Genomic DNA, 19,082 nt, shown 5'->3' on the forward strand with positions numbered 1-19,082 from the left:
CGCAGTAGGAAGTCTGCTTATGATTCTCTTGAGGTGACCGGCGCCGCTAAAACGCAAAAAGCGCCCCGGAGGGCGCTTTTCAGAATTGTCTTTGACAGCGTTTAGTCGGCCGTCAGAAGGTTGGGTTTCCCGCCTTCGATTTGCGGCTTATGTGGCTCGACCTTGAGGTCGAGCTTGCTGTCCTTGACCGAGACCTTCACCAAACCGCCATCGGTGAGCTTGCCAAACAGCAACTCCTCCGCAAGCGGGCGCTTGATATGCTCCTGAATAACGCGGCCAAGCGGGCGCGCGCCCATTTTCGGATCATAGCCCTTATTGGCTAGCCATTCCGCTGCCGGACGCGTCAGTTCAATCGCCACATTGCGGTCCATCAACTGGGCCTCGAGCTGCGTGACGAATTTCTCGACCACTTGCAGGATGATCTCCTTCGGCAGGGCGCTGAAGCTGACCACCGCATCGAGACGGTTGCGGAATTCGGGGCTGAAGGTCCGCTCGATCGCCGCCGTATCCTCGCCCTCGCGGGTCTCACGCCCGAAGCCAATCGCGGTTTTCGCCTGTTCGGCGGCCCCCGCATTGGAGGTCATGATGAGGATCACATTGCGGAAATCCACGGTCCGGCCGTTATGGTCGGTCAGCTTGCCGTTATCCATCACCTGCAACAGGATGTTGTAGACATCAGGGTGTGCTTTCTCGATCTCGTCGAGCAGCAGCACACAATGCGGGTGCTGATCAACCTGATCCGTGAGCAAGCCGCCCTGATCGAAGCCGACATAGCCCGGAGGTGCACCGATCAGACGGCTGACCGCGTGTTTCTCCATATATTCCGACATGTCGAAGCGGAGCATCTCGATCCCAAGCGTGTCGGCAAGCTGCTTGGCCACCTCGGTTTTCCCGACGCCCGTGGGCCCGGCAAAGAGATAGCAACCAATCGGCTTCTCTGGCTCGCGCAGACCGGCCCGCGCCAGTTTGATGGCGGAGGAGAGCTGCGATATCGCATAGTCCTGACCAAAAACGACGCGCTTGAGGCTCGATTCGAGATCACGCATCAGTTCCGCATCGTCGCGGCTGACATTTTTCGGCGGGATGCGCGCGATTTTCGCAACGACGGCCTCAATGGCCTCCGCATCAATCTCGGCATCCTTCTCCGCGCCCTTGATCCGCATCGCGGCCCCGGCCTCGTCGATCACGTCGATGGCCTTGTCCGGCAATTTGCGGTCATGGATATAGCGCGCCGACAGCTCCACAGCCTCTTTCACCGCATCTTCGGTGTATTTCACCTCATGATGCTTCTCGAAATAGGGCTTGAGACCTTTCACGATATCAATGGCTTCGGTGATGGTCGGCTCGGCCACGTCGATTTTCTGGAACCGGCGGGACAGGGCGCGGTCCTTCTCGAAATGCTGGCGGAACTCCTTATAGGTGGTGGAGCCCATGCAGCGCAGTTGGCCGCCCTGAAGCGCGGGCTTCAGGAGATTCGACGCATCCATTGCGCCGCCGGAGGTCGCACCAGCCCCGATCACGGTGTGGATCTCGTCAATGAAAAGAACGGCTTTGTCCTTTTCCTCAAGCGCTTTCATCACCGCTTTCAGACGCTCCTCGAAGTCACCGCGATAGCGGGTGCCGGCGAGCAGCGAGCCCATGTCGAGCGAATAGATCACCGTCTCTTCCAGAAGGCTCGGCACCTCATGCGCGACGATCCGCGCGGCGAGACCCTCGGCGATGGCGGTTTTGCCCACGCCAGGATCGCCCACCAGAAGCGGGTTGTTTTTGCGGCGGCGGCACAGGATCTGCACGCAGCGCTCAATCTCGTTGTGGCGGCCGATCAGTGTGTCGATCTTCCCGGCGCGCGCCTTTTCGTTGAGATTCACGCAGAATTTCGACAGCGGATTCTCCGACTCGCCCTCTTCGGTTTCCGGGCCGGGCTGCGGGCCTTGCTGCGCCTCTTCCGAGCCGCGCACCTGACGCGATTCCGAAAAGGCCGGATTCGTCGCCACACCATGCGAGATGAAATTCACCGCGTCATAGCGGGTCATATTGTGCTCTTGCAGGAAATAGGCCGCGTGGCTCTCGCGCTCCGCAAAGATCGCGACCAGCACATTCGCGCCGGTGACTTCCTGACGGCCCGAGCTTTGCACATGGATCGCCGCACGCTGGATCACCCGCTGAAAGGCGGTCGTCGGCGCGGCTTCCGAGCCCTCAAGATCGGACACAAGAGAATCAAGTTCGTTGTCGATATACTCCGACAGGGTCTGGCGGAGGTGGCCAATATCCACATTGCAGGCCCGCATCACCTTGACCGCGTCACTCTCTTCGGTCAGCGCCAGAAGCAGATGCTCCAGCGTCGCGAGTTCGTGGTGACGCTCATTGGCGAGCTCCAGCGATTGGTGGATGGCCCGTTCAAGTGTTGTCGTAAATGTCGGCATGGTTGCCTCCTCTTGTTGGGCCTCGATGTGGTCTGGCGGCTGCTCTCCTGCCTCGGGGCCGGGCCATGTCATCTATTGTGACAGGCTTTCCCTTAAATTTCGGTGTCGCACCTCACAGATGCAAGCCCGTAGCTATAATTTAACATCACCACTTGTCCCTGCGTGAGCGCAATTCCGTGAAAACAGCCAAATCATCGGCATTTTCCATGCCAAGTGCGGCTTTCAGGTCCGGATCATTGCTGCGCATGAACGGATTGGTGGTCTTCTCCTCGTCAATAGTCGACGGAATCGTCGGCTCATTTTTCTCCCGCAGGCTCGCGACATGAGCAGCGCGCGCCGTCAGGGCGGCATTGTCGGGCTCGATGGACTGCGCGAATTCGCAATTCGTCGCCGTATATTCGTGACCCGAATAAACCGCGGTGCGGCCGGGCAGGGCGGCAAAAGCATTGAGCGTGCCGAGCATTTGCTCCGCCGTGCCTTCAAAAAGCCGCCCGCATCCCATAACCATCAGACTGTCCGCAGAAAACAGCGCGGCGGCATCGGGAAAGTAGAAAGCGACATGGCCGATAGTGTGGCCCGGTGCGTCCATCACCTCCACGGTTTCCGATCCAAGCGTCAGCCGGTCTCCCGGAAGAACGCCGCGATCGAGATCAGGCAGGCGGTCCGCGTCGTCTTCATTGCCGATGACCCGCGCCGGATGTTCCTCCAGAATCGCCGCAACCCCATCAATATGATCCGGGTGATGATGCGTGAGCAGAATCTGATCCAGCCGCAGATCGCGCGCCTCCAGTTGCTTGAGAATGGGCGCCGCTTCGGGCGCGTCAATCAATGTCGTGGAAAGCTCGTCGATCACCAGATAGGCATAGTTATCGCTCAGACAAGGGATGGTGACGATTTCGGTCAAGGTGCGGCTCCTTTTTGGCGCTTTTTTCCTTATATCTCATCTACCATACTGTCGGGGCTGGCCGGAGGTTGCAATGTATTTGGACGCATTAAAGCTGCGTGAATTTTATTATCGGACCCGTCTCGGGCGCGCGGTGCAAAGCCATTTGCAATCGGCCATCGGAGAGATGTGGGCGAAGCGCAGCGGGCAGGTGGTGCTGGGATTCGGTTTTGCGAATCCGGTGCTGCGGCCCTTCTTCGATCCGACGAGCGCGGTAACCGCGCTGATGCCCGGCCCGCAAGGCGGGTTCCACTGGCCGACGGGCGAGCCAAACCGGGCGGTTCTTTGTTCTGAGACACAATGGCCGGTCGAGGCGCAATCGGTGGATCGGCTCATCTTCATGCACGCGATGGAAAGCTCCAACCGGACCGAAGCGCTGCTTGGCGAGGCGTGGCGGGTGCTGGCGCCGGAGGGGCGGCTTCTCGTGATTATTCCAAACAGGGCCGGGGTCTGGGCGCGGACGGATCGCACGCCCTTCGGGCATGGGCGTCCCTTCTCAGTCGCGCAGATTGAAAAGCTGATGGCCGATGCGGGATTCGCCCGCGAGAGCGAGAAAAGCGCGCTCTTCTTCCCGCCCTCCCATGGGCGCTTCTGGCAAAAGGCTGCGCCGCTCATTGAGAAAAGCGGACGGGCCTTCGGGCCGCGCAGCGTCGGCGGCGCGCTGCTGATAGAAGCGTCGAAACATATCCTGCGCCCGCGCGGAACGCCTGTCGCGGAACACCGGTATCTGCCCGGAGACAACAAGGTCGGGCTGCCCGTTCCGGCACCTACACGCTACGAGGGGAAGGACGTCGCGCGGAGCCGGACACGCCCCCGCTAACCTTGCGTTAGCAAAATCTCAACTTATCCACAGTTTGCCGCGCCTGTTTATGTTGCACCGCCGACGCGCCTTTGCTAAGACCGCGCTGAATTCGGCGGACGAGCACATTTGCCCGCCCGCTTTTTTGTAAGGCGCAGACCCGTTGCGCCCCATAATGGAAAGGGTGGCTGTGTCCGCAACATCAACCTTCTCTTCCGGAATCGCGGGACGCTATGCGACAGCGTTGTTCGACCTCGTTAAGGACAACGGCAAGCTCGCAGATCTCGAAAAAGACATGGGCGCCCTCGGCGCGGCACTGGAATCGGCAGATCTTCGCAAGATGATCTCTTCGCCGATCTACACCCGCGAAGAACAGGGCAAAGCCATCGACGCGATTGCCGGGAAGCTGAACCTGTCCGGTCTCACAAAGAAAACGCTCGGACTGATGGCGCAGAAACGCCGTCTCTTCGTGCTGCCGCGCCTCGTTGCGGCCATCGAAGGCATGATTGCCGATGAGCGCGGCGAGACTACCGCAAGCGTGACCACGGCCAAGCCCCTGTCGGACGAGCAGCGTTCTGCGCTCGAATCCGAACTCAAGAAAGCTGCGGGCAAGGATGTCCGTATCGAAACCTCCGTCGATGAGACTCTTCTCGGCGGTATGATTGTGCAGATGGGGTCGAAAATGATCGACACATCCCTGCGCTCGAAACTCGCAAGTCTTAAGAATGTCATGAAAGAGGCCCGATAATGGCGATCGAAGCATCCGAGATCTCTGCCATCCTCAAGGAGCAGATCAAGAATTTTGGCCAAGAGGCCGAAGTCGCAGAAGTAGGTCAGGTGCTGTCGGTTGGTGACGGTATTGCCCGCATTCACGGCCTCGACAATGTTCAGGCTGGTGAAATGGTCGAATTCCCCGGTGGTGTGATGGGCATGGCCCTCAACCTCGAGGAAGACAATGTGGGTGCCGTGATCTTCGGGTCCGACCGCGACATTAAAGAAGGCGACACCGTCAAGCGCACCAAGTCCATCGTGGACGTGCCGGTCGGCAAGGGTCTTCTGGGCCGCGTCGTGGACGCGCTCGGCAACCCCATCGACGGCAAGGGCGAGATCGAAAACGTCGCTGAACGCCGCGTGGCCGACGTGAAAGCACCGGGCATCATCCCGCGGAAATCGGTCCACGAGCCGATGATGTCGGGCCTCAAGGCTATTGACGCGCTGATCCCCGTTGGCCGCGGCCAGCGTGAGCTGATCATTGGTGACCGTCAGACCGGGAAAACCGCTGTCGCGCTTGACACCATGCTCAACCAGAAAACCTATAATGACGATGCCGAAGGCGATGAGAGCAAAAAGCTCTACTGCGTCTATGTCGCTGTCGGCCAGAAGCGCTCGACCGTGGCACAGCTCGTCAAGAAGCTCGAAGAAACCGGCGCGATGGAATACTCCATCGTCATCGCCGCGACCGCTTCCGAGCCGGCGCCGATGCAGTATCTCGCGCCCTATTCGGCAACTTCGATGGCCGAATATTTCCGCGACAACGGCATGCACGCGCTGATCGTTTATGATGATCTGTCGAAACAGGCTGTGTCCTACCGTCAGATGTCGCTGCTTCTGCGCCGTCCGCCGGGCCGCGAAGCGTATCCGGGTGACGTTTTCTATCTTCACTCCCGCCTGCTGGAGCGTTCGGCGAAGCTGAACGAGGACCACGGCGCAGGCTCGCTCACCGCTCTGCCGATCATTGAAACGCAAGCGGGCGACGTGTCGGCCTATATCCCGACCAACGTGATCTCGATCACCGACGGTCAGATCTTCCTCGAAACGGACCTGTTCTATCAGGGTATCCGCCCGGCCGTGAACACCGGTCTGTCGGTGTCCCGTGTGGGCTCCGCCGCGCAGACCAAAGCGATGAAATCCGTTGCCGGGTCGATCAAGCTGGAGCTGGCGCAGTATCGCGAGATGGCGGCCTTTGCCCAGTTCGGGTCCGACCTCGATGCCTCGACCCAGAAGCTGCTGAACCGTGGTGCCCGTCTGACCGAGCTGCTGAAGCAGCCGCAATACTCGCCGCTCACCAATGCCGAGCAGGTGTGCGTGATCTACGCAGGCACCCATGGCTATGTGGACGAGATCAAGGTGGCCGATGTGACCCGCTTCGAGCAGGGTCTTCTCGATCACCTGCGCGGCCAGCATAAGGATCTTCTCGATTTCATTCGCGACAACGACCAGAAAGTTGCCGGTGATCTCGAAGAGCGGATCAAGGACGCCATCGACGGGTTTGCAAAGACCTTCTCGTAATCCTGCCTGACGAAAGGGGACAAGGCCCATGCCGAGCCTCAAGGATCTGAAAAACAGGATCGAGAGCGTTAAATCGACGCGCAAGATCACCAAGGCGATGCAGATGGTCGCCGCGGCGAAATTGCGCCGGGCCGAGGAGGCTGCGCAAAACGCGCGGCCCTTCGCGGAACGTATGAACGCGGTGCTCTCGAATCTCGCTGCCTCTGTGCAGGGCAGCCCGACCGCACCGAAACTGCTTGCCGGCACCGGCAAGGATGATGTGCATCTTCTGATCGTCTGCACCGCCGAGCGCGGTCTCGCGGGCGGCTTCAACAGCTCCATTGCCCGGAAGGCGATGAGCAAGGCGCGCGAGCTTCTGGGCGACGGCAAAGAGGTGAAAATCATCACCGTCGGCAAAAAAGGCCGCGAGCAAATCAAGCGCTACATGGGCGACAAGCTCATCGAGCATGTCGATATGAGCGATGTGAAAAACGTCGGTTATGCCGATGCGCAGGGCATTGCCCGTGACGTGCTGTCGCGTTTTGATGCGGGTGAGTTCGACGTGGCTTGGCTCTTCTATGCCGAGTTCGAGAACGTGATGTCGCAAAAACCGCAAGCCGAGCAGATCATCCCGGCGACCTTCGAGGCACCCGCGGAAGATGCCGGGGCGCTGCCCGACTATGAATATGAGCCTGGCGAGGAAGAGATCCTGCGTGATCTTCTGCCCCGTTCGGTTGCGACGCAGATCTTCGCGGCGCTTCTGGAAAACGCTGCGTCTGAGCAGGGTGCCCGGATGACCGCGATGGACAACGCGACCCGCAACGCAGGCGACATGATCGACGATCTGACCATCGAGTATAACCGCTCGCGTCAGGCTGCGATCACCAAAGAGCTTATTGAGATCATTTCCGGCGCGGAAGCGCTGTAAGACGCGCCAAAGGAGAGAAACAGCATGGCTGAAAAACAAGGGAAAATTACGCAGGTCATCGGCGCTGTCGTCGACGTGCAATTTGACGGTCACCTTCCGGCGATTCTGAACGCGCTGGAAACCGACAACAATGGCAACCGCCTGATCCTCGAGGTTGCCCAGCACCTCGGCGAGAACACGGTCCGCACCATCGCGATGGACAGCACCGAGGGCCTCGTGCGCGGTCAGTCCGTCACCGATACCGGCAAGCCGATCGCGGTTCCGGTGGGCGACGCGACGCTTGGCCGCATCATGAACGTCATCGGCGAGCCGGTGGACGAGAAGGGCCCCGTTGAAGCAACGGAAACCCGTCCGATCCACGCGGAAGCGCCGGAATTCTCGGCCCAGTCCACGGGTTCGGAAATCCTCGTCACCGGCATTAAGGTGATCGACCTGCTCGCGCCTTATGCAAAGGGCGGTAAGATTGGCCTCTTCGGCGGTGCTGGCGTTGGTAAAACCGTTCTTATTCAGGAACTCATCAACAACATCGCGAAAGTGCACTCGGGCTACTCGGTGTTCGCAGGTGTGGGTGAGCGGACCCGTGAAGGGAACGACCTTTACTACGAATTCATCGAATCCGGCGTGATCAACGAAGAAGACCTGACCAAGTCCAAAGTGGCGCTGGTTTACGGTCAGATGAACGAGCCGCCGGGTGCGCGTGCGCGTGTGGCGTTGTCAGGCCTGACCATGGCCGAGCAGTTCCGCGACCAGTCCGGCGCAGACGTTCTGTTCTTCGTCGACAACATCTTCCGCTTCACGCAGGCTGGCTCCGAGCTGTCCGCGCTTCTCGGCCGTATCCCCTCCGCTGTGGGCTACCAGCCGACGCTGGCCACCGACATGGGCGCGCTTCAGGAGCGGATTACCTCCACGAAGAACGGCTCGATCACCTCGGTTCAGGCGATTTACGTTCCTGCGGATGACATGACCGACCCTGCGCCGGCCACGTCCTTCGCCCACCTCGATGCGACCACGGTTCTGAGCCGTGCGATCTCCGAGCTCGGCATCTACCCGGCGGTGGACCCGCTCGACTCCAACTCGCGTATTCTCGATCCGCAGGTTGTCGGTCAGGAGCATTACGACGTTGCCCGTCAGGTTCAGGGGGTTCTCCAGCGGTACAAGTCGCTCCAGGACATCATCGCGATTCTCGGCATGGACGAGCTTTCGGAAGAGGACAAGCTGACGGTGAACCGCGCGCGGAAGATCCAGCGCTTCCTGTCGCAGCCCTTCGACGTGGCCGAAGTCTTCACCGGTAGCCCTGGTGTTCAGGTGCCGCTCGAAGACACGATCCAGTCGTTCAAGCGCGTTGTGGACGGTGAGTTCGACCACCTGCCGGAGAGCGCGTTCTACATGGTTGGCGGCATCGACGATGTGATCGCCAAGGCCGAAAAAATGGCCGCAGACGCGGCCTAAGGAGAAGCTGAATGGCTGATCTTATGCAATTCGATCTGGTCTCGCCTGAGCGCAAGCTCATCTCGGAAGAGGTGCAGGCGGTCCAGATCCCCGGCACGGAAGGTGAACTGACCGCCATGCCCGGCCATGCGCCGTTTCTGACGACGCTGCGCCCCGGTGTGGTTCGGGTCATCAAGCCGACCGGGACCGAGGAATTCGTCGTGACGGGGGGCTTCGCGGAAGTCACCCAGACCGGCACCTCGATCCTCGCCGAGGAAGCCCGCAAAAAAGAAGATATGTCGCGCGACATGCTCGAAGAGCTGATGCGCCGCACGGAAGAAGAAATGGCCAATGCCGAAGCCGATGAACACATCGCCCTCGGTCAGCGCATGCACGACTTCCGCTCGCTCATCATCGACATGGGCCTCTAAGGCCAACGCGACGGATCAAAAAAACCCCGCTTCGGCGGGGTTTTTTGTTGTCTGCAGGCTGGTGTCTGATTGCGCCGGTCGGGCGCGGATCTCAGTTTTGCGGATACCGCGCCTCATAAATCGGCGCGAGGCTTTCATCCTCAAAAAGCGACGAGACCGACGCGCCATTGGCGATGTTCAGGATGGCTTGGCCGAAGATCGGCGCGGTCGGCACGATGCGGATATTTTTGCAGCCCGCGACCGGCTCGGTCGGCGCGATCGTGTCGGTCAGCACCAGCGATTTCAGCGCGGAATTGGAGACGCGATCCACCGCCGGGCCGCTCATCACGCCGTGGGTGATATAGGCGTGCACCTCTTTCGCGCCCTTTTCTTTCAACAGATCCGCCGCTTTGCACAGCGTGCCGGCGGTGTCCACAATATCGTCCACGATGATGCAGATCTTATCCGTCACATCGCCGATCACGGTCATGGAGGCGACCTCACCGGGTGCGGAACGGCGCTTGTCCACAATCGCCAGATCCACGCCGACGCGCTCCGCGAGATCCCGCGCACGCGCCACGCCGCCTACATCGGGCGAGACGACCATCACCTCATCGCGGTTCGGGAAATGGTGTTTCACATCGAGGGCAAAGAGGGGGGCGGCGTAAAGGTTGTCCACCGGAATGTCAAAGAAGCCCTGAATCTGCGCCGCGTGCAGATCCATGGTCAGCACCCGCTCAACCCCCGCTTCGGTGAGCAGGTTCGCGACCAGCTTGGCAGAGATCGGCGTGCGGGCCTTGGCGCGGCGGTCCTGACGGGCATAGCCGAAATAGGGAATCACGGCGGTGATCCGGCGGGCCGAGGAGCGGCGCAGCGCGTCGGTCATGATCAGCAGTTCCATCAGGTTGTCATTCGCCGGATTGGAGGTCGACTGGATGATGAACATGTCCTCACCGCGGACATTTTCGTAAACCTCTACAAAGATTTCCTGATCGTTAAAGCGCTCGACACGGGCTTTCACCAGCTCCACCGGCGCGCCGCGATGGATCGACATCCGCCGCGCGATCTCTTTGGCCAAGGGCTCGTTGGAATTGCCACCGATGAGTTTCGGTTCGCTGCTGGTTTTCATCTCGCGCCCTCGCTTGCCAAATTCTTGCCGCGCTCTTACCACCATAGCCGGGTTAAGTTAAGGGCTGTTACGGTCCTGTCACAAAGGAGCGTCGCGATGCCGGAAATCGAGGTGAATGGCCAGCAGGTGCATTGGCGCGAAACCGGCGAGGGCCCGGCGGTGATCCTGCTCCATCCGATGCTGGGTCATGGCGGCTCCTTCCTGCCCATGGCGGCGCATCTGCCGGGCTATCGGCTCACCATGCCGGACCTGCCGGGGCACGGACATACGGGCTATGATCAGGCGCGCGGCGAAATTCAGGCGCAGGCGGCGGAGATGGTGTCCGCGATCATGGATGAGATCGGCGGCCCGGTGCATATCGTCGGCCATTCCTTCGGCGGCACAGTCGCGACGCGGCTTGCGCATGAAGAGCCGGAGCGCGTGTCCTCGCTGACCCTGATCGAGCCGGTCTGGTTCGGCTTTCTCGACGATGCGGGCCACCCCGGCGGGGATATCGAGCGGGCGGCGAACAGGGCGTTTATGGACGCCTCGCTGGCGCAGGATTGGGACGCGGCGGTGCGCGCCTTCATGAACCGTTGGGGCGGGCCGGTGCCGTTCAGCGCCATGCCCGCGCAAATGCAACACTATATTTCAGAGCGGATTTATCTCATCGCCGAGAGCGCGGCTGAGGTCGGGATGCTGGCAGGTCCGCGCCTGACCCTCGACACGCTCGGCCCGCTGCCGGAGAAGCTGCTGCTGATCGACGGCGAAACCAGCCCGCCCGCGATCCATCAGATCCTCGATGTGATCGCTGAGCGCCGCCCGCAGGCGCGACGGGTGCGGGTTGCGGGGGCGGGGCATATGCTGCCGATCACCCATCCCAAAGAGGTCGCCGCGCCGCTTAAAGCGCTGCTCGATCAGGCGTAAAGCGCGATCAGATCCGCGATCATCTGATCCGACGTGTTCCAACTCGCGACATAGCGGGCGGTCAGCGGCTCGTCATCCGGCCCCATCAGGCTCTGCGCGAAGGGCCAGAGATAATAGGACGCGCCGCCCTCCAGCGCCTGGCGGTGGAGTTTGCGGGGCAGAGACGCGAAGAGCATATTGCCCTCCGCGGGATTTGTGATCACAGCGCCGACCCCTTCGAGCGCCTCCTGTAATTTCAGTGCCATATCATTCGCGTGAGCCGCGTTCTTCAACCACAGATCATCGGCGAGATAGCCATCCATCTGCGCCGCGAGATAGCGATGTTTGGAGAAAAGATGCCCAGCCCGTTTCCGCCGCAGCTCCAGCTCCCAGTGCTTTTCGGGATCGAAGAGCACAATCGTTTCGACCCCCATCAGCCCGTTCTTGGTCCCGCCGAAGCTCACTGCATCGACGCCCGCCTTCCACGTCATCTCCGCAGGCGTGCAGCCGAGATGTTGGAGCGCATTCGCAAACCGCGCGCCATCCATATGCACCGGGAGATGATGCGCCTTCGCCATATCGGTGAGCGTGCGGATCTCGTCGAGGCTGTAGCACGCACCGGATTCGGTGACATTGGTGAGCGTCAGCGCGCCTTTCTGGATGTTATGCACCCCGCCGGAACCGGTGCGACGCAGCGCGCGGTCGAATGCGTCCGGGTCGATTTTTCCGCGATTGGAGGTCAGTTCCTTCATCACCGCGCCGCCCGTGTAAAAGCCGACGCCCGTGTTCTCATCCACGGCGATATGGGCTTCGGTCGCGCAGAATACGGCGGCGGTTGGCGGGCAGAGCAGGGCCAGCGCGAGACAATTCGCCGCCGTGCCAGTAGGGACTAGTTCGACCGCCGCATCGGGCGCCTCGAAAACCTCGCGGATGCGGGCACGGACGTTTTCGGTCAGGTTATCCGCGCCATAGGGCGGCGCATAGCCTTCATTCGCTGCAGCAAGCGCGTCGAGAATTTGCGGCGGCACGGGGCTGGCATTGTCGGACGAGAAATACATGGCGGGAACTCCTTGCATCAGGCGGTTCCCTAACGCAGTAGCCCAGCCAGATGGGTCAGGCAAGCAGCCCTAAACGGTTTCGATCACGCTCCGGCCATTGCGCTCATGAGCAGCGACGAGGCGTTTCTGGTCTTTGCCGTTCAAAATGGGTAGATGCGTGCCGGGGAGATCTTCACCGAAAATCTCGATCAACTCGTCAATCGCGTCGTCATCCAGCATCTCGAAAGCCGTCTCGCCAAGATAGAGGCTCTCAGCCGGCGCACCATTGGCGTAAACCACCTCATGCGCATCGAAAACGAGGTGCAGATAGGTCGTGACCTGATGCAGCGGCTCCTCGCTCACACCGTCTAGCGGGAGGAGTTTGCGTGCCGTCACCAACGCTTCGGCATCACCAAAGAGGCGTTTCGCGGCGCGGGAAGTCACGAGGATGCGGTGCTGCGGCGAGACCACGAGATCCGCCGTCGGCAGGCCATCGCCAAGCGCGCCCGCGGCGATCCGCACGGCCCGGCTTTTTTCCGTGGTGATCAGCGTTTTCCGCCCGATCCAGCGCAAGGGCTGGGGGCCGTGATCGCTTGTGATCACAAGATCGCCGGGTGTGAGTGTCTCAATCGCGCGCGGCCCCTCCGGCGTGGACATCAGCGTGCCAAGGGTGAAACAGACGGCGAGATTCTCAAGCTCCACAGGCGGATAATTGGATGGCAGGCTCTTGATGTAGTCGGCGATATTGTCCCCGACCGCATAGGATTCCTGCGAATAGAGTGTGCCGGGCCCGTTGGGTGCGCCGTCATAAATCGCGCTTTCCGCACCGCCATTCAGGCCAAGACCGCCGCCCCCGGTCGAGTCGCGGAATTCGGTTCGGCTGACCTTGCCGTCGCCATCCGCATCGACGACGCGCAGATCGGCGCCATCATTCGGATCAATAGTCTCGCCTTCATCGTAAAGCGCAATCACACCTTCTTCGCTGCGCGTGACTTCGCCATCCGCATCGACCTCGGTGATAAAAACAGTAAAAAGTTGCGGCATATCGTCCCACCCCCAATTAACCTTTCTTTAACAAAGTTTAAGCGGGGTGGCTATGATTTTATCTAAATATTTATCTATCTTGCCGCAGCAGATAGTCCTCCAGGTCCTCTTCGGCGACCTCATATTCGGGCGTCGTCCGGTTTTTCACTGATATTCCAGCATCATGCGTGCTGTTCGGATCGCCCGTGACGAGCGGATGCCACTCGGGCAAGGTTTCGCCGTCGTAAAGCCGCTTATAGGCGCAGGTTGGCGGGAGCCAATAGGCGATGTCCGGGAGGGTTTTCAGGGAGAGAACAATACAGTCCGGCACCAGTTGTTTGCGAATGGCGTAATTGCCGCAGCGACAGGTCGAGTCGTCTAGGAGGCGGCAGGCGACGGAGGTATAGTAAACGTCGCCGGTGTCTTCCTCTTCGAGTTTGATCAGGCAGCACTTCCCGCAACCATCGCAGAGCGCTTCCCACTCTTCGGCGGTCATCTCGCTCAGCGGGACGTTTTCCCAGAAACGCGCTCTCATGATGCGCTCGGCAGTGGGATTTTTTCGGTCAGGATCTCCTTGGCCTGCGCGCAATCGGCGTTCATCTGGTCGATCAGCGGCTGGAGCCCGTCGAATTTCTCTTCGGGCCGCAGGAAGGCGACGAGGGCGACAGACAGATCCTCGCCGTAAAGATCGCCCTCGAAATCAAAGAGATAGGGCTCCAGGATCGGGACGAAATCGCCGAAGGTCGGGCGGGAGCCGAGGGAAGCCGCGCCGTGATAGCTGCCCTTGTGCGGGCCGGTCAGCACATCGACCGCGACGGCATAAACGCCGAATTTCGGCAGATGCAGACCATCAAGCGAGAGGTTCGCGGTCGGGTAGCCAAGCTCGCGCCCGCGCTTATGACCATGCTCGACCACGCCGTCGATCCGGTGCCAATGGCCCAGCATCCGCGCGGCGAGGTCTGGCTTGCCGTCGCTCAGAGCTTCGCGGATGGCGGTGGAGGAAATCGTCATGTCCCCCAGCTCTTTGAGCGGGGCGATGGTTACGTCGAAACCGTAAATCGCGCCGAGGGTTTTGAGCATCGGCGCATCGCCCTCGCGCCCCTTGCCGAAGCGAAAATCTGCGCCGACGGCGACATGGGAGAGGCCGAGATCACGCGCCAGAATATGCGCCGCGAAATCGGCGGCGGAGAGACTGGCAAGCTTTTCGTTGAAAGGAATTTCGAAGAGATGCGCGACGCCGATCTTGTCGAGCCGGTGCCGCCTCGCTTCGCGGTTCATCAGGCGGAAGGGTGGGGCGTCCGGCTGGAACAGCTCGCGCGGATGCGGCTCAAAGGTCACGATGCCGAGCGGTGCGTCGTTGCGCGCCTGATCAATCACCCATTGATGGCCGAGATGCACACCGTCGAAATTGCCCATGGCGGCCGACGCGCCGCGTGCCCGCGCGGGAACCGGGAAGGTCGTGTGCAGCCGCATTGCCTAGCGCAGCGCCCCCATGGAATAGCGCGGTGTCATGCCCGCCTGAGAAAGAAAGCGTTCCAGCTTGTCCGGGTCCGGCTGGTCCTCGGTGCCGGTTTCCGCCGCCGCGAGACCGCCGGTGATGAAGAGCGCGTCGATGCCTTCGCCAACGGCGCCCTGAATATCGGTGTGGATGCCGTCGCCAATCGCCAGAAGGCGGCTGTTGTCGTGGATCGCAAGTCGCTCGCGGGCGATGTCATAGACGGGCGGATGCGGCTTGCCGAAATAATGCGCGGTGCCGCCAGCTTCTTCGTAAGCCTGCGCAATCGCGCCCGCGCAATAGATGCGCGTGTCGCCGTGATCGACGACAATATCGGGGTTGGCGCAGTAGAGCGGCAGGCCCTCGTTCACGCCATAAGCGATTTCGAGACGGTAGTTTTCCGGCGTTTCCGTCCGGTCGTCACGCGGGCCGAGAACGAGGATCGCCTCGGCCTGCTCGATGGGGGTGATCTCAATGTCGAGACCTTCGAGAAACCCGCCCTGACGCTCACCCTCAGGCGCGATGAGGCAGAACTTCTTGCCTGTCATCGTCGCCTCGATGGCGGCGCGGGTCGCATCGCCGGAGGTGGCGATCTCGTCATAGCAGTTTTCCGGCGCCCCAAGCCGCGCGATCTGCTCGGCCACGGCGGGCGAGAGACGCGGGGAGTTGGTCAGCAGCAGCACCTTGCCGCCATTCGTCCGGAAATCCTGCAACGCCGCGACGGCCGCCGGATGCGCCTCGACACCGTTATGAAGGCAGCCCCACAAATCGCAGAGCACGCCGTCATAATTGGTCCCGATATCGGCCAGTTTCTCGATGATCATCAGATCAGAAGCCGAGCGAGAAGCGGCGGGTCACGCCGAGGCGCACGCTGTACTGATCCTCGTCCTGAACGATCGGGCTGTCCGCCGCGTCTTCGAGCAGACGGTTATATTCGAACTCACCCACAATCGCGGTTTTCTCGCCGATGGCGTAGCGCGCCTGAGTCTCGAACCCTGCGGATTTGAACCCGCCCGACGGCTCGTAAGCGGAATAGCCGCTGGTCGCCGCATCGCCGTCCGAGACGCCGAAATAGGTTTCCATATACTCATCATCGGCCATGGTCACATTCGGGCCGAAGCTGATCAGCAGGCGGTCGGTTGCCTGATAATAATAGTCGAACCCGACTTCGCCGACGATGCCCTCATGGCCACCGAAACCGCGACGCGCGACCGCATAGGTGCGGAAATTGCCATAGTCGTAAACCACGCGGCCACCGACTTCGTAAGCCGCGTCGATGCTCTCTAGGCCTTCGAGATCGCTGTCGTCATCCTCGTCGCGCTCGCCGATATAGTTGAAGGACGGCACGATCAGGAAGTTGCTTTTGCTGCCTTCCCCGCCGTCACCGAACGCGCGCAGACGGAAGGTTGCATTGCGGGCGATGAACCAGGGGGCCAGCTCATTTTCATCCGACCCTTCATAGCTCGGCGCGTAGCTTGCACCAAAGCCGAGATCCGCCGACAAACGGCCAAAGCCATCCGTGGGCTGGAGGTCCTGCGCCGCGAGCGGGCTGGCGGCGAGGGCAAAAAGCAAAGCATATTTCATGGGTTGTGCATCCTTCGGTTGATGCTGACGAATATAACGATTCCGCGGGCCGTGAAAAGGCTGATCGAGTCAGTTGACAGCCGCGTGATCCTCTCCTAAATCGACGTTGTTAGCACTCAAGGGCGGCGAGTGCTAAATTCTGAATGGCCGCCCGAGACAGACAAAAACCGTGTGAAAGGGAGACTTTCATGGCTTTTACACCGCTGCATGACCGCGTGCTGGTTCGTCGCATCGAAAGCGACGAGAAAACCGCAGGCGGCCTCATTATCCCGGATAACGCAAAAGAAAAACCCTCCGAGGGCGAAATTGTCGCAGTCGGCAAGGGCGCGATCAAAGAAAACGGCGATCGCGTTGAAATGGAAGTGAAAGCGGGCGACCGCGTTCTCTTCGGCAAATGGTCGGGCACCGAGGTCAAACTCGACGGCGAAGACCTGCTCATCATGAAAGAAAGCGACATTCTGGGCGTGATCGGCTGATCCAGCCTTGATCCGTTTCCAGAACAGTAAGGAGTTTTCAAATGGCAAAAGACGTTAAATTCGGCGTATCCGCGCGCGACCGTATGCTTCGCGGTGTGGATATCCTCGCGGATTCCGTAAAAGTGACCCTTGGCCCGAAAGGCCGCAACGTGGTCATCGACAAATCCTTCGGCGCACCGCGCATCACCAAAGACGGTGTGACCGTGGCCAAGGAAATCGAGCTTGAGGACAAGTTCGAGAACATGGGCGCGCAGATGGTGAAAGAAGTCGCCAGCCGCACCAATGACGAAGCCGGCGACGGCACCACCACCGCAACCGTTCTGGCCCAGGCGTTCGCACGCGAAGGCATGAAGTCGGTCGCGGCTGGCATGAACCCGATGGATGTGAAGCGCGGCATCGACCTTGCGGTCGCCAAAGCTGTCGATCACATCAAATCGCTCGCCCGCAAGGTTGAGAATTCGGATGAAGTCGCACAGGTCGGCACCATCTCGGCCAATGGCGAAGCAGAAATCGGCCGTCAGATCGCCGATGCGATGCAGAAAGTCGGCAATGAGGGCGTGATCACCGTTGAGGAGAACAAAGGCCTTCAGACCGAGACCGAAGTGGTTGAAGGGATGCAGTTCGACCGCGGCTATCTCTCGCCTTACTTCGTGACCAACAGCGACAAGATGCTGGCCGAACTGGAAGATGCGTACATCCTTCTCCACGAGAAGAAGCTCTCCTCGCTCCAGCCGCTGGTGCCGCTGCTTGAGCAGATCATCCAGTCGGGCAAGCCGCTTCTCATCATCGCTGAAGATGTTGACGGTGAAGCGCTCGCGACCCTCGTTGTGAACCGTCTGCGCGGCGGCCTGAAAGTGGCGGCTGTCAAGGCTCCGGGCTTCGGCGATCGCCGCAAAGCCATGCTGCAGGACATCGCGATCCTGACCGGCGGTCAGGTTGTGTCCGAAGATCTCGGCATGAAGCTGGAAAATGTCGGCCTCGACATGCTCGGCACCGCGAAGCGCGTCCGCATCACCAAGGACGACACCACCATCGTTGATGGCGCTGGCGATAAGCCGGAAATCGAAGCGCGCGTCTCGCAGATCCGTCAGCAGATCGAAGAGACCTCCTCCGATTACGACCGTGAGAAGCTGCAAGAGCGTCTGGCGAAACTCGCTGGCGGTGTGGCTGTGATCCGCGTCGGCGGTGCGACCGAGATCGAAGTGAAAGAGCGCAAGGACCGCGTGGACGACGCGCTGAATGCAACCCGTGCTGCTGTGCAGGAAGGTGTTGTCGTGGGTGGCGGTGTCGCTCTGGTTCAGGCCGCGAAATCCCTCGAAGGCGTGTCCGGCGACAACTCCGATCAGGATGCAGGCATTGCCATCGTGCGCAAAGCGCTCGAAGCACCGCTGCGCCAGATCGCCGAGAACTCCGGTGTTGACGGTGCGGTCGTTGCGGGCAAAATCCGCGAGAGCGACGATGCGGCCTTCGGCTTCAACGCACAGACCGAAGAATATGGCGACATGTTCAAATTCGGCGTCATCGACCCGGCCAAAGTGACCCGCACCGCGCTTGAAGACGCGGCGTCGATCGCTGGCCTGCTCATCACCACCGAAGCCATGGTGGCCGACAAGCCTGAGCCGAAAGGCCAGGGCGGCGGCGCTGACATGGGCGGCATGGGCGGAATGGGTGGCATGGGCGGCATGATGTAAGCCGACCTGTCAGCCAGACGGATAAAGGGGGCCTTCGGGTCCCCTTTTTTTGTCTTGTCATGGGAAAGTCATCGAAGCGTCACACTGAATTCTGTGGGTTTTCCAGACGAAATACGAAATTCGCAACAATATATTGATTGAGAGCTTGTGATCACGTAGCCTCAGCGCGTCTTTTAAGAGGGAGGCTCAGATGAGCAAAAGAGATGACCTGATTGCGGCTTATGCGGCGGATCTGAAGGAAAAATGCGGGGTTCAGCCGGATATGGACCTGCTCACCAACGTGACGATTGGCTGCGGTCCGTCGATCTATAACGAGGATGCCAGCACCGTTGCCGGGTCTGACAAGGCGGAACTGGAGACGGTGAAAAACAATTTCCTCGTCAAGAAGCTGGGTCTTTCCGATGGGCCGGAATTGATGGATGCGATCAACGCGGTGATTGACCAATATGGTCGCTCCAACCGCAACAAACACCGCGCGGTCATTTACTACCTGCTCACCAAGCATTTCGGCAAAGAAGGCGTTTACGCGTAACGTTTTCAGTGCCTTAGCATGAGAAAGAGCC

The 19,082-nt window shown here is 60.5% G+C and carries 19 protein-coding genes; 10 read left to right on the forward strand and 9 right to left on the reverse strand.

Annotated features, from left to right (window positions below):
• Positions 1-101 precede the first annotated feature (101 nt).
• Together clpA and gloB are read right to left on the reverse strand one after the other, a co-directional pair.
• Positions 102-2,423 carry an ATP-dependent Clp protease ATP-binding subunit ClpA gene (clpA, locus tag ACMA5I_RS02000; RefSeq protein ID WP_525884550.1) on the reverse strand — a complete coding sequence of 774 codons (2,322 nt, stop codon included), beginning with the start codon at positions 2,421-2,423 and terminating at the stop codon, positions 102-104.
• Positions 2,424-2,568: 145 nt separating this feature from the next.
• Complete coding sequence (gloB, locus tag ACMA5I_RS02005; protein ID WP_525884551.1) at positions 2,569-3,327, reverse strand: hydroxyacylglutathione hydrolase; 759 nt, start codon at positions 3,325-3,327, stop codon at positions 2,569-2,571.
• 73 nt (positions 3,328-3,400) lie between these two features.
• Here gloB and ACMA5I_RS02010 point away from each other — a divergent pair, with 73 nt between their 5' ends.
• The 6 genes from ACMA5I_RS02010 to atpC all read left to right on the forward strand — a co-directional run bounded on the left by ACMA5I_RS02010 (position 3,401) and on the right by atpC (position 9,220).
• Entirely contained in the window at positions 3,401-4,186 is a 786-nt protein-coding gene (locus tag ACMA5I_RS02010) for a methyltransferase domain-containing protein (protein WP_525884552.1), read from the forward strand.
• A 169-nt stretch (positions 4,187-4,355) separates the two neighbouring features.
• A complete protein-coding gene (locus tag ACMA5I_RS02015; protein WP_525884553.1) occupies positions 4,356-4,913 on the forward strand; it encodes a F0F1 ATP synthase subunit delta in 558 nt (185 codons plus the stop codon).
• Positions 4,913-6,454, forward strand: coding sequence for a F0F1 ATP synthase subunit alpha (atpA, locus tag ACMA5I_RS02020; protein ID WP_525884554.1), 1,542 nt, complete (start codon positions 4,913-4,915; stop codon positions 6,452-6,454). Before ACMA5I_RS02015 ends, atpA begins: the two co-directional genes overlap by 1 nt.
• Before the next feature lie 28 nt (positions 6,455-6,482).
• Positions 6,483-7,361 (forward strand): F0F1 ATP synthase subunit gamma, encoded by an 879-nt coding sequence (locus ACMA5I_RS02025; RefSeq protein WP_525884555.1) that lies wholly within the window; start codon positions 6,483-6,485, stop codon positions 7,359-7,361.
• A 24-nt stretch (positions 7,362-7,385) separates the two neighbouring features.
• On the forward strand, positions 7,386-8,810 hold the full coding sequence (gene atpD / locus ACMA5I_RS02030) for a F0F1 ATP synthase subunit beta (protein WP_525884556.1): 1,425 nt from the start codon (positions 7,386-7,388) through the stop codon (positions 8,808-8,810).
• Positions 8,811-8,821: 11 nt separating this feature from the next.
• Positions 8,822-9,220: an ATP synthase F1 subunit epsilon gene (gene atpC / locus ACMA5I_RS02035; RefSeq protein ID WP_525884557.1), complete on the forward strand. Its 399-nt coding sequence runs from the start codon at positions 8,822-8,824 to the stop codon at positions 9,218-9,220.
• 91 nt (positions 9,221-9,311) lie between these two features.
• Here the strand turns inward: atpC and ACMA5I_RS02040 are convergent, their stop codons facing one another.
• Positions 9,312-10,328, reverse strand: a complete 1,017-nt coding sequence (locus tag ACMA5I_RS02040) for a ribose-phosphate diphosphokinase (protein ID WP_525884558.1) — start codon at positions 10,326-10,328, stop codon at positions 9,312-9,314.
• Between the two features lie 96 nt (positions 10,329-10,424).
• Here ACMA5I_RS02040 and ACMA5I_RS02045 point away from each other — a divergent pair, with 96 nt between their 5' ends.
• The gene (locus tag ACMA5I_RS02045; protein WP_525884559.1) at positions 10,425-11,234 is read left to right on the forward strand and encodes an alpha/beta fold hydrolase; all 810 of its coding nucleotides are present in this window, start codon (positions 10,425-10,427) and stop codon (positions 11,232-11,234) included.
• Here the strand turns inward: ACMA5I_RS02045 and ACMA5I_RS02050 are convergent.
• The 6 genes from ACMA5I_RS02050 to ACMA5I_RS02075 form a co-directional block, all read right to left on the reverse strand.
• Positions 11,225-12,289, reverse strand: a complete 1,065-nt coding sequence (locus ACMA5I_RS02050) for a threonine aldolase family protein (protein WP_525884560.1) — start codon at positions 12,287-12,289, stop codon at positions 11,225-11,227. The genes ACMA5I_RS02045 and ACMA5I_RS02050 overlap by 10 nt on opposite strands.
• Positions 12,290-12,340: 51 nt before the next feature.
• Complete coding sequence (locus ACMA5I_RS02055) at positions 12,341-13,294, reverse strand: Hint domain-containing protein (RefSeq protein WP_525884561.1); 954 nt, start codon at positions 13,292-13,294, stop codon at positions 12,341-12,343.
• 70 nt (positions 13,295-13,364) lie between these two features.
• Positions 13,365-13,808, reverse strand: coding sequence for a YcgN family cysteine cluster protein (locus tag ACMA5I_RS02060; RefSeq protein ID WP_525884562.1), 444 nt, complete (start codon positions 13,806-13,808; stop codon positions 13,365-13,367).
• Positions 13,805-14,746, reverse strand: coding sequence for a bifunctional riboflavin kinase/FAD synthetase (locus ACMA5I_RS02065; RefSeq protein ID WP_525884563.1), 942 nt, complete (start codon positions 14,744-14,746; stop codon positions 13,805-13,807). Before ACMA5I_RS02065 ends, ACMA5I_RS02060 begins: the two co-directional genes overlap by 4 nt.
• A 3-nt stretch (positions 14,747-14,749) precedes the next feature.
• On the reverse strand, positions 14,750-15,592 hold the full coding sequence (locus tag ACMA5I_RS02070) for a TIGR01459 family HAD-type hydrolase (RefSeq protein WP_525884564.1): 843 nt from the start codon (positions 15,590-15,592) through the stop codon (positions 14,750-14,752).
• Between the two features lie 4 nt (positions 15,593-15,596).
• Positions 15,597-16,352 (reverse strand): MipA/OmpV family protein, encoded by a 756-nt coding sequence (locus tag ACMA5I_RS02075; protein ID WP_525884565.1) that lies wholly within the window; start codon positions 16,350-16,352, stop codon positions 15,597-15,599.
• Between the two features lie 188 nt (positions 16,353-16,540).
• Between ACMA5I_RS02075 and groES the strand changes: the two genes are divergently transcribed.
• The 3 genes from groES (at position 16,541) to ACMA5I_RS02090 (ending at position 19,051) form a co-directional block, all read left to right on the forward strand.
• Positions 16,541-16,828 carry a co-chaperone GroES gene (gene groES, locus ACMA5I_RS02080; protein ID WP_525884566.1) on the forward strand — a complete coding sequence of 96 codons (288 nt, stop codon included), beginning with the start codon at positions 16,541-16,543 and terminating at the stop codon, positions 16,826-16,828.
• Positions 16,829-16,869: 41 nt separating this feature from the next.
• Entirely contained in the window at positions 16,870-18,519 is a 1,650-nt protein-coding gene (groL, locus tag ACMA5I_RS02085; RefSeq protein ID WP_525884567.1) for a chaperonin GroEL, read from the forward strand.
• A gap of 190 nt (positions 18,520-18,709) precedes the next feature.
• A complete protein-coding gene (locus ACMA5I_RS02090; protein ID WP_525884568.1) occupies positions 18,710-19,051 on the forward strand; it encodes a DUF2853 family protein in 342 nt (113 codons plus the stop codon).
• The last annotated feature ends 31 nt before the right edge of the window (positions 19,052-19,082 follow it).

Source organism: Jujubicoccus corallicola, assembly GCF_047345645.1.
Lineage (GTDB): Bacteria > Pseudomonadota > Alphaproteobacteria > Rhodobacterales > Rhodobacteraceae > JBLEFH01.